The 16130-nt window shown below is 36.1% G+C and carries 9 protein-coding genes; all 9 read left to right on the top strand.

The window, feature by feature from the left end; all coding sequences use genetic code 11:
- Nucleotides 1-66: 66 nt before the first annotated feature.
- The 9 genes from infB (at nucleotide 67) to LF886_RS23210 (ending at nucleotide 16087) form a co-directional block, all read left to right on the top strand.
- On the top strand, nucleotides 67-3036 hold the full coding sequence (gene infB, locus LF886_RS23250) for a translation initiation factor IF-2 (protein WP_236851994.1): 2970 nt from the start codon (nucleotides 67-69) through the stop codon (nucleotides 3034-3036).
- Nucleotides 3037-3341: 305 nt separating this feature from the next.
- Nucleotides 3342-6233, top strand: coding sequence for a SusC/RagA family TonB-linked outer membrane protein (locus tag LF886_RS23245; protein WP_236851993.1), 2892 nt, complete (start codon nucleotides 3342-3344; stop codon nucleotides 6231-6233).
- 13 nt (nucleotides 6234-6246) lie between these two features.
- The gene (locus tag LF886_RS23240) at nucleotides 6247-7779 is read left to right on the top strand and encodes a RagB/SusD family nutrient uptake outer membrane protein (protein WP_236851992.1); all 1533 of its coding nucleotides are present in this window, start codon (nucleotides 6247-6249) and stop codon (nucleotides 7777-7779) included.
- 45 nt (nucleotides 7780-7824) lie between these two features.
- Entirely contained in the window at nucleotides 7825-8592 is a 768-nt protein-coding gene (locus LF886_RS23235) for a DUF4843 domain-containing protein (protein WP_236851991.1), read from the top strand.
- A gap of 92 nt (nucleotides 8593-8684) precedes the next feature.
- Nucleotides 8685-10622: a putative porin gene (locus tag LF886_RS23230; protein ID WP_236851990.1), complete on the top strand. Its 1938-nt coding sequence runs from the start codon at nucleotides 8685-8687 to the stop codon at nucleotides 10620-10622.
- Between the two features lie 12 nt (nucleotides 10623-10634).
- On the top strand, nucleotides 10635-12221 hold the full coding sequence (gene bshC, locus LF886_RS23225; RefSeq protein WP_236851989.1) for a bacillithiol biosynthesis cysteine-adding enzyme BshC: 1587 nt from the start codon (nucleotides 10635-10637) through the stop codon (nucleotides 12219-12221).
- Between the two features lie 38 nt (nucleotides 12222-12259).
- Complete coding sequence (locus LF886_RS23220; protein WP_236851988.1) at nucleotides 12260-14227, top strand: LysM peptidoglycan-binding domain-containing protein; 1968 nt, start codon at nucleotides 12260-12262, stop codon at nucleotides 14225-14227.
- Between the two features lie 70 nt (nucleotides 14228-14297).
- The gene (fabD, locus tag LF886_RS23215) at nucleotides 14298-15173 is read left to right on the top strand and encodes an ACP S-malonyltransferase (protein WP_236851987.1); all 876 of its coding nucleotides are present in this window, start codon (nucleotides 14298-14300) and stop codon (nucleotides 15171-15173) included.
- 8 nt (nucleotides 15174-15181) lie between these two features.
- Nucleotides 15182-16087: a GYDIA family GHMP kinase gene (locus tag LF886_RS23210; protein ID WP_124532307.1), complete on the top strand. Its 906-nt coding sequence runs from the start codon at nucleotides 15182-15184 to the stop codon at nucleotides 16085-16087.
- Nucleotides 16088-16130 lie beyond the last annotated feature (43 nt).

Genomic DNA, 16130 nt, shown 5'->3' with positions numbered 1-16130 from the left:
AAATTTTAATAAACAGTAAAAAGGAAATACTTTAATTTTAAAAATTAAAAACAGTAAATAATATAGATGCCAAAAATTAGATTAAATAAAGCGGTTAAGGAATTCAATATTTCGATGTCCAGATTAGTAGAATTTTTACAATCAAGGGGGTTCGTGGTTGAAGGCAATCCTAACGCTCAATTGGAAGAATCGGCATATTCTGCATTGGAAGCTGAGTTTGCTAAAGATGGCGAACAACGAAAGGCTTCCCATGAGGTGGTGATCACTAAAGTTCCGGAAGAAAAACTGGAAATTGAAGAAAAGAAAACCCCTGAAGTGATAAGAGCTAAAGCAAATAAACCAGAAACTAGAATTTTAGGTAAAATAGATTTAGAACCTAAGAAGCCTGAAGTTGAAGAAGCTTCTGCAGCTCCTGTAACTCCTGTTGCGGCACCGGTTGAAGAAAAGAAAGACGAAATCGTGAAACAAGAACAACCGGAAGTAAAAGCAGTTCCTGAAAAGCAGGAATTCAAGGTTTTGGATAAAATTGATTTGTCTCAAATAGAATCTAGAAACAGACCTGTAAAAAAAGACAAGCCAAAAATGGAGGAGAAAAAAGAAGAAGTTAAATCTGTGGAACCAATAAAAGAAACTCCAAAACCAGCTGTTGTAGTGGAGAAGAAAGTGGAAGCTCCAAAAGTAGTAGCTGAACCTGAATCTCAGGAACCGCAAAAAATTGAGACAGTATATCAAAAACTAGACGGTCCTAAGATCGTTGGGGAAAAGATCGACTTAACTCAGTTTGCGCCAAAACCAGGTGCTGGAGCAAAAAAGAAAAGAAAGAGAATTGAAAAACCTGGTGGCCAGAATAACCAACAAGGTCAAGGGAATAATCAAAACTCAGGAAATAACAATAATAATAACCAAGGTGGACAAGGCCAAGGAAACAGACCTCAGGGTCAAGGTGGACAAGGTGGAAATCGCCAGGGTCAAGGAGGGCAAGGAAACAGACCTCCAGGTCAAGGTGGACAAGGTGGTGGAAACCGTTTTGGAAACAACAATAACCAAAACCGCCCAGGTGGTCAAGGTGGAGGATTCAAAAAAGGACCTCAGAACAACAGACCTGGACAAAGAGTTATGCCAGTTGAGCTGACTGACGAACAAGTTAAGAATCAGATCAAGGAAACATTAGAAAAACTGACTAATAAAGGAGGTAAATCTAAATCCGCAAAACACAGAAAAGACAAAAGAACTTACCGTAGAGAGCAGGATGAGCGTCAGCAAGAGCTTGAAGCACAAGACAGAACTCTAAAAGTTACAGAATTTATTACTGTAGGTGAATTAGCGAGCTTAATGAATGTGTCGCCAACAGAAGTGATTTCTGCATGTTTCTCACTTGGGGTAATGGTTACCATGAACCAAAGATTGGAAGCAGATACCTTATTATTGGTAGCAGATGAATTCGGTTATAAAATTGAATTCTCAGATGCTGATCTTGAAGAAAATGATAGCGAAGATATTATTGATTCTGAAGAAGATCTTTCATCAAGAGCTCCAATTGTAACAGTAATGGGTCACGTTGACCACGGTAAAACTTCATTGCTTGACTACATTAGAAAAACGAATGTAATTGCAGGTGAATCTGGAGGAATTACACAGCATATTGGTGCTTACAATGTGAAACTTGAAAACGGACAAAGAATTACATTCTTAGATACCCCTGGTCACGAAGCGTTTACAGCGATGAGAGCCAGAGGTGCTCAAATCACGGATATTGCAATTATTGTGATTGCTGCCGATGATGATGTAATGCCTCAAACGAGAGAAGCAATTTCTCACGCACAGGCAGCTGGTGTACCAATGATTATTGCATTGAACAAAGTAGATAGACCAAGTGCAAACCCAGACAATATCCGTCAGCAACTTTCAGGGATGAATATCCTTGTAGAAGAATGGGGTGGGAATGTTCAGGCGCAGGAAATTTCTGCAAAATTTGGTAACAATATGGATGTCCTATTGGAAAAAGTATTACTTCAGGCAGAGATGCTTGATTTAAAAGCTAATCCTGATAGAAATGCTCAAGGAGTTGTTATTGAAGCTTCACTAGATAAAGGTAGAGGATATGTTGCCACAATGTTGGTACAGACTGGTACTCTAAAAGTGGGAGATTATGTGGTTGCAGGTAAAAACCATGGTAAGGTAAAAGCTATGCTTGACGAAAGAGGTAGAAACCTTACAGAAGCAGGGCCGTCTATTCCAGTAACTATTTTAGGATTGGATGGAGCTCCTACAGCAGGTGATAAGTTTAAAGTATATGAAGATGAAAGTGAGGCTAAAACTATCGCTAATAAGAGAGAACAGCTTCAGAGAGAACTTTCCATCAGAACTAAGAAGCATACTACACTTGAAGAATTAGGTAGAAGAATCGCTTTAGGTGATTTCAAAGAATTGAACATTATCCTTAAAGGAGACGTAGATGGTTCAGTTGAAGCATTATCAGATCAGTTACAGAGATTGTCTACTGCTGAGATTAACGTTAATATCCTTCACAAAGGAGTAGGACAGATTACTGAATCTGACGTTAACTTAGCTGCGGCTTCAGATGCAATTATTATTGGATTTAATGTAAGAGCTGGTGCCAATGCTAAAGACCTTGCAGATAGAGAGGAAATCGAGATCAGAAACTATTCTGTAATCTATGCCGCTATCGAAGAAGTGAAGGAAGCTATGGAAGGTATGCTTTCACCTGAGATTAAAGAACAAGTAATTGGTAATGTTGAGATCAGAGAAGTATTTAAAATTTCTAAGGTTGGAACAATTGCAGGATGTATGGTTCTTTCAGGAAAAGTAGCCAGAAATTCAAAAGTAAGAGTTCTTAGAGATGGTATTGTTAAATTTGACGGTGAATTGGAAAGCTTGAAGCGTTTCAAGGATGATGTTAAAGAAGTAACAAAAGGCTACGAATGTGGTCTGAACCTAAAAGGCTATAATGATATAGAAGTCGGAGATATTCTTGAAGTTTACGAAGAAGTAGCTGTCAAGAAGAAACTGAAATAAATATATCCTAAATATGTGAAAACCACTTTTTTATAAAGTGGTTTTTTTTATTTTTGTATCCTAATAATTTATAATGATTCTAAATAATATTTTTTACATTATTAATAATTTGTTAAAGCGAATCCAGATAGTGAAAAAATTATTTTTTATTGAATAAAATGTGTCTATCATTAATGAATCTTATTTATTTTGCGTAATTTTTAAATGAAACATTAAAAAAAACAGTAGATTAAACAATAGTTTAATTTGTGGATGTTAATATTTATTAACATATTTGCCCATTAAATATATTAAAATTTGTTAATATGAATGTTAAATTACGTGTACTGAGTGCTGGGGCGCTGTTTTTCTTTGGAGGAATGGTAATTGCGCAGCAGCAGACAACAACTAAGAAAAAAGACACGGTAAAAAAAGAAACATCAATTGATGAAGTAGTTTTGCTAGGTTACTCAAAAAGTATCACAAAACCTAAGTCAACTGTTGCTTCTAATACTGTTGGAGAGGTATTCTTCGAGAACAGACCAAACGTCAATATGTTAACTTCTTTACAAGGGTCAGCTCCAGGGGTGATCATGAACGGTGGTTCTGGTAGCCCGGGTTCTGCTAAATTTAGCTTATTGATTCGTGGTACGAGTTCTGTTAATGGTAATACAGATGCCTTAATTGTTATCGATGATATTCCATCGAATGCTTCAGAATATAGAAACTTGAACCCTAATGATATAGAGTCAACGACTATTTTGAAGGATGCTGCAGCAACTGCCGTATATGGTAACCGTGGTGCTAACGGGGTTGTAGTTATCAGAACAAAAAGAGGTAAATATAACAGTGGGTTTAAACTTTCCTATACAGGGATGACAGGGATGTCATTGAGACCACTTGACAAATATAATCTTGCCAATACTGAACAGTATATGGGGATTATGAAATTATACGGATTCTCTGATACTAACTCAGAATATGTTAAGGCTAAAGATGCTTTAGCTCAAGGGATAAATACAGATTGGAAAAAACAATTCTTTAAGCCAGAGATGTTCCAATCTCATGATGTTGCTCTTTCTACAGGTGGTGCCAATGTGTCTTCTTATAACTCATTCGGTTATATGGAGCAAGGTGGAGCAGTACCAACTACAGATTTCAAGAGATTTACTGTTAGATCAAACGTTCAGGCTAAATCTAAAGATAATAAGTTAAACGTTAATTCACAGCTTGCTCTTGCATTCTCAAGAAGAAACGAATTAGTAGAAGAAACTACTTCAGGAATTAGTAATAACTCTGTACAGAACCCACTTCTTGGAGTTCTTATGGGCTTACCATATTTGTCTCCGACTAAATATGCAAATGGGCAGCAGTTATTTAATTCTATAGGTACCAATTTCAGTAATGGTAACAACATTTACGTATTACAAAACCTTCTAACAAGAGGGAATCTTCCAAATATGGTAGATCAGGTATCTATCGGTGCAAACTTAGGTGCTACTTATGCTATTAGCAAAAACTTTACCATTGGTAATAAACTAGGTATTGATTACAGACAAAGTGATAGAGTATCTGGTAGAGCTCCTTGGTCATATTTGGCTTTAGCAACACAAGCAGGGGCTAAGTATACAGGTTCAGAAACTCAAACTACAACAAGAGACTTAACGATCAATAACGTAGTGTCTTTATTATATAGTGGGAAACTAGGTGAGCACTCTGTGGATGCATCTGTAAACATGGAGTATAATAAAGTAAATTATAGAGCTACTTCAAGAACACAAAACGGATTAGATCCAAGAACGTATGTACCAGGTTCAGGTACAGGATATGTGCCGTTTGATAACACAGCGACATCTCCTTATATTCCTTCAGTAAGTGCTTCAAGAGTTACAGCAGGAACATTAGCTGTTTTTGGAACTGTTAACTATGATTATGCCGGAAGATTTGGTTTCAGTGGTACATTAAGAAGAGATGCTTCTTACCGATTTGTTGGAGAAAACAAATGGGCGACGTATTGGTCTGTAGCAGGTAGATGGAATATCGACCATGAGAGCTTTATGGAAGGATCTACATTCAGTACTCTTAAGCTAAGAGCTTCTTACGGAACAAATGGTAACCAGAATATTATTGCAGCAAACCCAGGTTCAAACCCCTTATTGACAGCTAGTAATGTGGTAAGAGATCTATATACTTCTCCTACAGGATACGGTAACGCTCTTGGTTTTGGTTTTGCTTACGGAAACCCGTTTATACAATGGGAAGATGTTGCTCAGGCCAACCTTGGATTAGACTTCACTTTGCTTAATAATAAATTGGAAGGTACTCTTGATGTGTACCAGAAGAAAACAACTAATCTATTCAGTACAATTCCAACTTCTGCTTCTTCAGGTTCTTATACTATTAATGGTAACAACGGATCAATGACTAACAAAGGTATTGAACTTGGATTACGTTATAATGTTATAAAAACTGACGATCTTACATTCAGTGTATTTGCGAATGGTGCTTATAACAACAATAAAGTTAATGAGTATCAGATTTATGGTGATCCAGAACCGGGATCAACTGTTACCATGGCTGGTCATACTCTGAATGAATGGTATGTTTACAAGTATGCCGGAGTTAACAAGAGTAATGGTAACCTGTTATTCTATTCTAAAGACGGAGGAGTTACAGAGGCTCCAAAAGTGGAAGATGCACAATTCATTAACGTGAGTCCTATTCCTAAGTATGCAGGAAGTTTTGGTTTTGAAACGAACTACAAAGGATTCTTCTTTGACGGATTATTCACTTTCCAGCAAGGAGTTAAGAAATTCGATAATGCACTTTATTGGTTGGCAAACCCTGAAGGACTAGGCTCTAGTGCTGTTGGTTCTTCAAATATGTCAACAGATTTATTAAATGCATGGACTCCTCAGAATTCAAATTCTGATACTCCAAGCTTAAGAGCGACCAACTGGGGATATACAGCAGATTCTGACTATTTCCTTAAAGATGCTTCTTTCTTAAAAGTGAGATCCGTAACAATTGGATATCAGCTTAGAAAAGAGCAATTGCGGAACCTGCCTATTACAGGGCTTAGAATATATGTACAAGGGGAAAACCTTTATACATGGACAAAATGGAGAGGTTTCGATCCTGAACCAATTACAGGAACTAATTTAGGTGTATATCCTAACCCGAGAATGTATACAGTAGGGGTGAAAATTGATTTCTAAAAAAATTATTAAAATGAAAAAAGTATTTTATATATTATCGTTTTTCTTAGTGCTGACATCATGTAACGATGCACTAGAAATTGTCCAAGATGGGGAGATTAATGATGCAAATGTTGCTTTTCAGTCAGTAGATGATATGCAGAAGTTTCTTAACGGAAGTGTGTATCCTGCAGTAAATCCAACAAATGAGATCTTTTTTACTTCTCTTTTCACAGATGAAATTGGATACGGACCAAGCAGTGTAAGTACATCTGATATCTTAACACATAGATTCGTACTTAACTCTACAACTAGCCAGGTTTCGGGTATATGGGTGAGTAACTATAACATTATCAATAAAGTAAATATCCTTTTGAAAGGAAGTGCTTTGGTTAATTATAACTCATTGACTCCTGCTAATAAATCTTTATACACGAATATCCTGGTAAACGCAAGAGCTATCAGAGCGTATGCTTATATTACTCTGGAATCGTACTTTTCTACAAATATGAAGGATCCTAATGCTTTAGGAGTAATGCTTAGCACTGAACAGGCAGATCCTTTTACCACAAAATTACCAAGAGTAAAGAACTCTGATATTTTTGCTTTGATTGAATCTGATTTGCAATATGCCCTTACCAACTATAACGGAGTTGCGGTTTCTACAGGGGTTTCTGCTCAGCATTATTTTGATAAAAAAGCATCCATTAATGCGATTGCAGCAAGATATTATAACTATAAAGGTGATGATACCAATGCAAAAGCTAATGCTGATGCGGTTATTAGTACCAGTGCTTTAAGTTTAACAGCTTCCGGAGCATATGCTACCATTTGGAATGATACAGCAAGAGGTGAAATTATCTGGTCTCTATACAGGCCAAACAGTGCAACGGGATCGTGGTCTAATATTGCCGGTCTTTGGACTACCAACTCTACAGATATCGATGGTTCCGTAAACTTCGATATGGGTAGAAAGTTATTTTCTCTTATTGATAGCCAAATTGGTTTAGGAGATGATATTCGTCGTACTGTTTTTGTAGATGATACAAGTAAATTTGATGGATTCTATCCTAACGGAGCAAACGCAAGAGAAGATGATATAATTGTAATTAACAAGTATCCAGGAAAATCTGGGCAGCTTGCAAGTGCTACAATGCGTTTAAGAAATGACATCAAGATGTTCAGATTATCAGAAATGTATTTTATTTTAGCTGAAGTAGCGGCTCACCAAGGAAATTATGCAGTGGCTGCAGATAATATCAATAAAGTGAGAAAAGCAAGATCTACAACTGGTGCTGCTCCTATGCCTTCTTATGCTGGAGCTCAGCAAGCATATGCAGATATTCTTTTAGAAAGAAGAAAAGAACTATGCTTGGAAGGACACCGTTATGTAGACTTAAAAAGAATGGGTGTTGCTGCTGGAGTAGGTGTAGATAGAGATGTTTATGATGATGACAACAAGTCATTACCGCTTACATTGCCTGCTAGTGATTATAGATTTACATTGCCAATTCCATTGAATGAGCTTAATGCAAATCCTAATGTCCAACAAAACCCGGGTTATTAATTTTTAATAATATAAAGAGATTATGAAAAAATTGCATTTTTAATATTGTCATTCTTTGTTTTTTTCCTAAACAGTTGTAAAGATGAAACCGCGGTTTACGAAGGAGATTCTTATTTACACTTTAATAAGGGAACAAGAGGAGAAGCTGTTGTGACAGAGGGAACAGGTTCTAAAACAGTAGATGTTGAATTTGGAACAGTTCATCCACTGTCTGGTTCAGCACAGGTGAAATTGGTAGTTGATCCTAGTACTTCAACAGCTGTAGAAGGAGTAGATTTCCAGATTGTAAATCAAAACTTAACAGTTAATGCTGGTCAAATCAGCGCAAAATTTCAAGTTAAACTTCTTGAATCAGGAGCTACAGTAAAACCTAGAGTCATTACGTTTAAATTACAGTCTTCATCAGTAGCTAATGCAACATTTGATCAGACTTATGTTTTAACATATACTAAAGCATGTCTTTTCACTATTGCACCATTTACAGGAATATATAAAGTGAAAGTTGACTCATGGAAAGATTACTCAGTAGGTGATGAGGTTCCTGTTCAGAAAGGGCCTGCTGCTAATCAATTCAAGATATTAGCAAGTAACAACCCTGGTCTTTTGAATGCAGCTACAGCTTATATGCTTGTAACGGTTGCAGATGATGGTTCGGTTATAGTTACTTCTAATGAGCCTTTTAATTATGGGCCATCAGATATTTATGCTGTAAAAGGTACTGGTAGAGTTAATTTCTGTACTGGAGATATAGATATTACCGCCCTTTCTTTTGGAAGCCTTGCAGGATATAAATTTAGCTTATCGAAAAACTAAAATTTTTCTAAGAAAAATATATCAAACCCCACATTTATTGTGGGGTTTTTTATGTCCTTTTATTTCTTATTTTTGCTGTACAATAATGAATAATGAAGTACATCCTTTTCATACTCTTCTCTTTAAGTTTTGTAGCCAACGCTCAGGTTGTTAATAAGGCTGGTAACAAGCCTCAACGCAAAAAAGAAGATACTCTTGTTATAGATTCCGGGAAAAAAGATTCCCTGAAAATTTTCAAACCTACTATTAATGATTACCTGTATCAGACTCAGTTTTCTGAAAAGAAAGTTTTTGATACCGTAATGACTTTTGATAAAACGTATATATTTTCACAACAAAATAATGAAGATAACTTTGGAAGAGTACAACCTGCCAACATTGGCTCAGGATTCAATCCTCTTGTGTTTGAAGTCAATGATGAGCAGAATCTTTCTTTACTGCCTTCCAACAAATCCTATATGATCATTGGAGCGAATGATGTGAAATACTATGATGTAAAAACACCTACCGCTACATTTGTTTATCATAATGCATTGCGAAACGGGGCCGCTTTAAGATCTACTTACACCCAAAATATTGGGAAAAGATTCAATTTTGCTCTTGAATATATGGGACTTCGTTCTCAGGGACTTTACAGAAACTCATTGTCCGCGAATAACAATACTTTATTCTCTGGACACTATATTTCAAAAAGCGGAAACTATGAACTCTTTGCTCATTATCTTCACCAAAATATAAACAATCAGGAAAGCGGTGGGATTACTGAGGATAATCTGTTTCAAAGTGGCGACAGCAATTATAGTAACAGACAAAATGCACAGGTAAATCTAGCTTCTTCAAGCTCACAGTTTGCTTACAGGAGATACTATCTGAGCCATCAGTTTACACCGTTCAACTCAGGGAAGTTTCCTTTCAGTATCAGACATATTATCTCTCATCAGGGGAATAAATATTATTACAACCAGACAGCACTGGAGCCTTATTGGTATGCTGCACCTACAGAATTGGTTAATGGTTTCCCGCTGACAACAAAAAAATATTCCGAAAATTTAAGCAATACAGTAAGTTTGATTTTTAATAATGAAAAATTTAAACTGGATGCTGGAGTACGTTATCAGATGATTAAATTAGGAATCAGAGATGTTGTTGCCCTTAATGGCGTACCTTTTCCTGGTGAGCTTAAAGAAAGCAGAATCGGAGCTGTAGGAAATCTACAGGTAAAACTTTGGGATAAAATCCAATTGAACTCATTCCTGGAATTTTCAAACGGAAGCCAGTTCAAAAGCTATCTTAAAACAACCAATAATCTGAAATTTGAACCTATCAAAGATTATTTTGTTAATGCTAAAGTGAATTTCCAAAGCGCATATCCTTCATTTAATTACTTATTGAATACTTCGGTTTACAATAATTTCAATTATTATCTTGAAAATGCAAAGAACCAGTCTGTAATGGAAATAGGAGGAAGTATCAATCTGAAATGGTTTAAAACAGAAATTTTCGCCAACTATTTCAGAATCGATAACTATACTTATTTTGACAGTAACAGAGCTCCAAAGCAAAGTGATAATTCTGTGAATATCTCTCAGATCGGGGGTGATGCTACATTCAGCTTCAATAAATTTCATTTGAATACAAGAGTGCACTTCCAGAATACTTTAACCAATAAAGAATTACTTCCTATGCCGAGTTTCATCGGTAGAGCCAATTTCTTCTACCAGACACAAGCATTCAAAAAGGCAGCTGAAATTCAGGCAGGAGTTAAAATATATTACTTCTCTAAATTTGCATCAAGAGATTATTTCCCTGTTCTCAACGAATATATTCTTCCCAGAGCAGACTCATTTTCAATTGGAGGACAGCCTATCGCTGATGTTTATATCAATATGAAAGTGAAAAAGATGTTCTTTTTCATAGAAGGTCAGCAGATAGGAACGGTTATTTCCAATAACAAAGCATATGCATTTCCACATTATCCGGTATATGATTTCAGATTGAACATCGGGATCGTGTGGTATTTGTTCAACTAAAAACGATACAGGTTGAAAACAATTAACAAAATATCATTTAACGATATAGAAAGCATTCCTCAGCTGGTAAAAGATTTTTTAAATCAGAAAATTGAGGGTTTTGAAAATAATACATTTTCCTTAGATCATTTCAGACAACAGATTCATCTGAAAAAAGATTCCTTCTCATCAGAGCAGAGAAATACTTTATCAGATGTATTCGAAGGTCAGCTTTCAGACCTTTCCCTTTCTTCAAAACAAAGAGAAAATCTGGAGAACCTAAAACTTCCGAATACATTTACCATTACAACCGGACATCAGTTAAATCTTTTTTCGGGACCTGTTTTCTTTGTGTATAAAATTCTTCAGACCATAAAGACATGTACTTATCTGAAAGAAAACTTCCCTGATTTTAATTTTGTTCCGGTCTATTGGATGGCTTCAGAAGATCATGATTTTGCTGAAATCAACCATTTTAAAACCGAAAATAATTATTACGAAACCAATGAAAAATCCGGAGGTCCGGTAGGCAGAATTGAGATCAGTGATACCTATTTTATCTCTGAATTTGAAACAGAGTTCAAAGATTCTATTTTCGGAACCGAGTTGATCTTAATGATGAAGGAGGCTTATAAAGTAGGAAATACTTTAACTGAAGCGATAAAGATTCTTGTCAACCGTCTTTTCTCAGAATTTGGACTCCTCATTCTGGATGGAGATTCTAAGGAACTTAAGAATCAAATGAAGGAGGTTTTTAAAGATGAACTTCTTCATTTCAGTTTACAGAAAACGTCTAAAAATAAAGTAGACTTTCTTACTGAAAAATATGGAAAAGTACAGGTAAATCCTCGTGAGATTAACCTTTTCTATCTTTCAGAAACCAGAGACAGAATTGAATTCGATGGACAGAAATATGTTATTGTAGATAAAACGATTCAGTTTACAGAAGAACAGATACTGGCAGAATTGGAAAACCATCCTGAAAGATTCAGTCCAAATGCTTTAATGCGTCCGGTGTATCAGGAAAATATACTGCCAAACCTGGCATATATCGGCGGAAATGCCGAAATCATGTACTGGCTGGAGCTTAAAGACTATTTTTCAACAATTGCTATTCCTTTTCCTATTCTGATTCCGAGAAACTCTATGCTTTTCCTGAAAGAAAAAACCTTAGGAAAGATTGAGAAATTGGATCTTAAAATAGAGGACTTTTTCCAGAATTTCACAGTATTGACCAATCAGAAGATTTTAAAAGACAATCCGATTTTACATTTACTGGAAGAGAAAGAAGAGGTATTGGTAAGCAGCTTTTCAGCGTTGAAAGCTTCAGCAGAAACTACCGAGAAATCTTTTGGAAATATGGTGAAGGCAGAAGAAGTACGACAGCTGAAATCGTTCAAAAGAATGAAAAAACGTCTGCTTCATGCCGAGAAAATAAAGCAGAATGAATTACTGGAAAGACTTGAAAAACTGTTTTTAGATGTTCACCCAGCCAAAACCTGGCAGGAGAGAGTGTATAATTTTAGTGTATTCTTTTCAGATTATGGCTATTCGTGGCTTGAAAATTGTTTGGAAGAAATGGTGGTTCAAGATTCAAAATTAATAATTGTTGCCATTTAATTTTAAAGAAGTATTTTTGTAAATTATAAGTATCGAATATGATAAAGAGGTTTTTTATTCTATCCAGTTTATGTATGGTTTTGGGAGTTTCAGCCCAGAAATCACATACGGTTGTGCAAGGTGATAATCCTTACAACATTGCCAAAAAGTATGGAATGACTGTAGATGAATTGCTGAAGCTAAACCCTAAACATAAAGACGGCAAGCTGGCTATTGGAGATATTTTAACAATAAAGTCAGAGAAAGCTGCCACTCCGGTGGTGACCAAAACGGCACCTACCGAAAAAGTAACTTCAAACACAAGTGCTTCTTCTTTGGGTAAAATTGTTTTACAGCCAAAACAAACAGTGTATGGCATCACAAAACAATACAGAATTTCTGAAACCGATTTGAGAAAATTGAATCCTGAATTGGATTCTCACATGAAAATAGGAGACGAGATAACATTACCTCTTGCCAGCATTAAAAAATATGGTGGTGACCAACAAGCCGTAGTAGTAGAAAAACATGCTGAACCTGTTGTTGAAAAAACAATAACAACGATTACACCTACTAGTGTTACCAATGCTGTAGAAGGAGAATCTTACGTGATCCAGTCTAAAGATAATTATTACAGAATTACCAAACAGTTTGGCATTAGCCAGCAAGATCTTTTTGCTTTAAATCCAGGATTGGAAGATAAAGGACTTAAACCTGGTGATTCTATCAAAATAAAAAAATCCAATACTCATACAAATACCGATGCAGTTGCTGAACCGGTAAATCCAAAAGCAAAAATAGATTCTGGGAACGAAAAATCAACTCCTTCTTCCAATGTTGCTGTAGGAGATGATTATGTGACCTATACTGTTCAACAGGGAGATACAGTTTTCTCCATTGTTAATAAATTCGGGGTTTCAATAGATGAGCTTATTGCTCTGAACCCGGACCTTTCGCACGGATTAAAAACCGGAATGGTTTTAAAGATCAAAAAGCAGGACGCTGCTTATATAAAGAAAAATGGCGATGCTCTTAGTGTGATTTTAATGCTTCCATTTGGGTACAGCACAAACGAAACCCAATATAGAACAATGGCACTTGACTTTTTGACAGGAGCTAAACTTGCTATTGAAAGAAATGCAAGAGGAGGGCAAAAATTGGATGTTAAAGTAGTAGATTCAGGAAATGAAGCGTCATTCAAAAACTCTTTGACGCAGATCAACCCTGATAATACAGATCTTATTATCGGGCCATTCTTTAAATCCAATGTAATTGATGTTCTTGATTTTACAAAGAATCAGAAAATCCCGGTTGTAGCACCATTTGCCAACACTCCGGAATTATATAACTATAGCAATCTTATTATTGTTGAAACCAACAATCAGACCTATGCTGATAAGATTGTAGAAGAAGTAAAAGGAATTTATTCCGACCAGAAAATATATGTAGTGGCAGATGCTAAAAAAGAAAATGCCAATTACATCAAAGCTGGACTTGAAAAAGCAGTGAAAAATCCTAATATTATTATCGTTAACTCTCCGGCAGATATTCAGTTAGATCAGAATATGATGACTGGGCAGTCTGCGCCGGTTATTGCTGTTTTGGCTAATGATGACAATACTGCAGGAGATGCTTTTGCCAACAGAATTATTGCTATTTCTAAAGAGGCACAAGGAGTGAAGGCATTCAGTATGTTCTATTCTCCTACTTTTGAGAAGAGAGTTGATGAGCTGAGCCAGGCAAGCTTGGTATACCTGATGGATAGAAAAATCAATTCTGACGGTAATTTTGAAAAAGAGATTTTGGCTGCTTATAAAAGCAAATACTGTAAAACTCCACCAAAATATGCTATTGTAGGTTTTGATGTAGTAAACGACATGTTAACCAGAGAAAATAAAAAAGGAGAGATCTTTAAGCAGATGAATAAGGTTCAGACTCAGCTTGCTACGAAATTTGAGTTTGTGAAATCTAAAGCGAACGGTGCTTACGTAAATACAGGCTATCGAGTAATTAGGTTAGTCCCTTAAATGATTTATGACTCTTTAAAAGAATATTGTTAACATTATAGTTATATTTGCATAATATTTAATTCAATACATGAAAGCACTTGTATTTCCAGGGCAGGGTTCTCAGTTCGTAGGAATGGGAAAAGAGTTGTATGATTCTAGAAAAGATATTAAAGATCTGATGGAATCTGCCAATGAAATTTTAGGTTTCGATATTCTTTCCATTATGTTTAGCGGAGAGGACGCCGATCTTAAAAAAACAGAGGTTACCCAGCCTTCAATATTTATACATTCAGTAGCAGCATTAAAAGCCGTAAATGGTCTTGGCGCTGAAATGGTGGCAGGACACTCTTTAGGAGAGTTTTCAGCCTTAGTTGCCAACGGTGTTTTATCCTTTGATGACGGTTTAAAGTTAGTTTCTGAAAGAGCAAAAGCGATGCAGGAAGCTTGTGATGCCAACCCAAGTTCTATGGCTGCAATCTTAGGACTAGATGATGCTAAGGTTGAAGAAATCTGTGCACAGATCAGTGGAATTGTTGTTCCGGCAAACTATAACTGCCCAGGACAATTGGTGATCTCAGGAGAGACCGCTTCAGTAGAAGAAGCCTGCACAAAACTAAAAGAGGCAGGAGCAAAAAGAGCATTGTTGTTACCGGTAAACGGAGCTTTCCATTCACCATTGATGCAGCCTGCACAGGAGAGACTGGCGGCAGCTATCGAAAAAACAAAGTTCAGAAAAGCAACCATTCCTGTATATCAGAATATTACTACAACAGCAGTAACAAATCCTGAGGAGATCAAACAAAACCTGATCGCTCAGCTTACAGGTCCTGTAAAGTGGACACAATCTGTTCAGAATATGATCAAAGATGGGGCGTCGAACTTCGTAGAAGTAGGACCAGGAAAAACCCTTCAGGGATTGATCAAAAAAATTGACGGATCTGTAGATGCAGTTTCTGCTATCTAATAAAAAATATGAACGCGATATTTTCACCGGGCAAGCTTATGCTTACTTCAGAATATTTCGCAATCGACGGAGCTCTTGTCTTAGCGGTACCTACCAAGCTGGGACAAGAGTTTTTCTTTGAAGAAAAAGACGATGAAAAATCCCTGATTATTTGGGAAGCCTATCATCAGAATATCCTATGGTTAAAGGCTGTTATTGATTATAAAAACTGGCAGATCTTAGAAACCAATATTCCATCAAGCGCTGAATTTATTACAAAAACCTTAAAGAACGTTCAGCAGCTTTCCGAAACTAAATTCAAAAGTAATTCTACTTACTATTTAAAAACAAACCTTCAATTTCCTGCAGATTACGGACTGGGAAGCAGTTCTACCTTAATGAACAATCTTGCAGAATGGGCAGAAATTGATCCTTTTCATCTTAATACAATCAGTCTGGGTGGAAGTGGATATGATATCGCAGTGGCGAAAGAAAAGTCTGCGGTTCTTTTTCAGAGTAAACCAGAGATCAACTATGAAAAGGTAGATTTTAATCCTTCCTTTAAAAATGAACTGATCTTTATTCACTTAAATCAAAAGCAGGATAGTAGAGAAGGAATCAATTTTTATAAATCAAAAAAGAAGTCTCCAGAACTGGTGAACGAATTTTCAGAAATCACAAAGAAAATATTGTTATGCAGTGAATTGGAAAATTTTTCCGAATTAATGATGATTCATGAGCGGAAAATTGCCGATTTTCTTGAAATTCTCACAGTTAAGGAAAAAATATTCTCAGATTGCCCCTCATTTGTCAAAAGTTTGGGTGCATGGGGCGGAGATTTCGTTATGAGTGCCAAATTTGGGGGCTTTAAAGACTATTTTTGGGAGAAAGGTTTTACAACTATTTTCGAATGGGAAAATATAATTGATTTATAATCAATATTTTACAATCCTGTTTTTTTATTTGTCATTCTGACTT

Source organism: Chryseobacterium sp. MEBOG07, assembly GCF_021869745.1.
Classification (GTDB): domain Bacteria; phylum Bacteroidota; class Bacteroidia; order Flavobacteriales; family Weeksellaceae; genus Chryseobacterium; species Chryseobacterium viscerum.
Note: the sequence above shows the minus strand (reverse complement) of the source record. Positions and strands in the feature narration are given on the sequence as shown.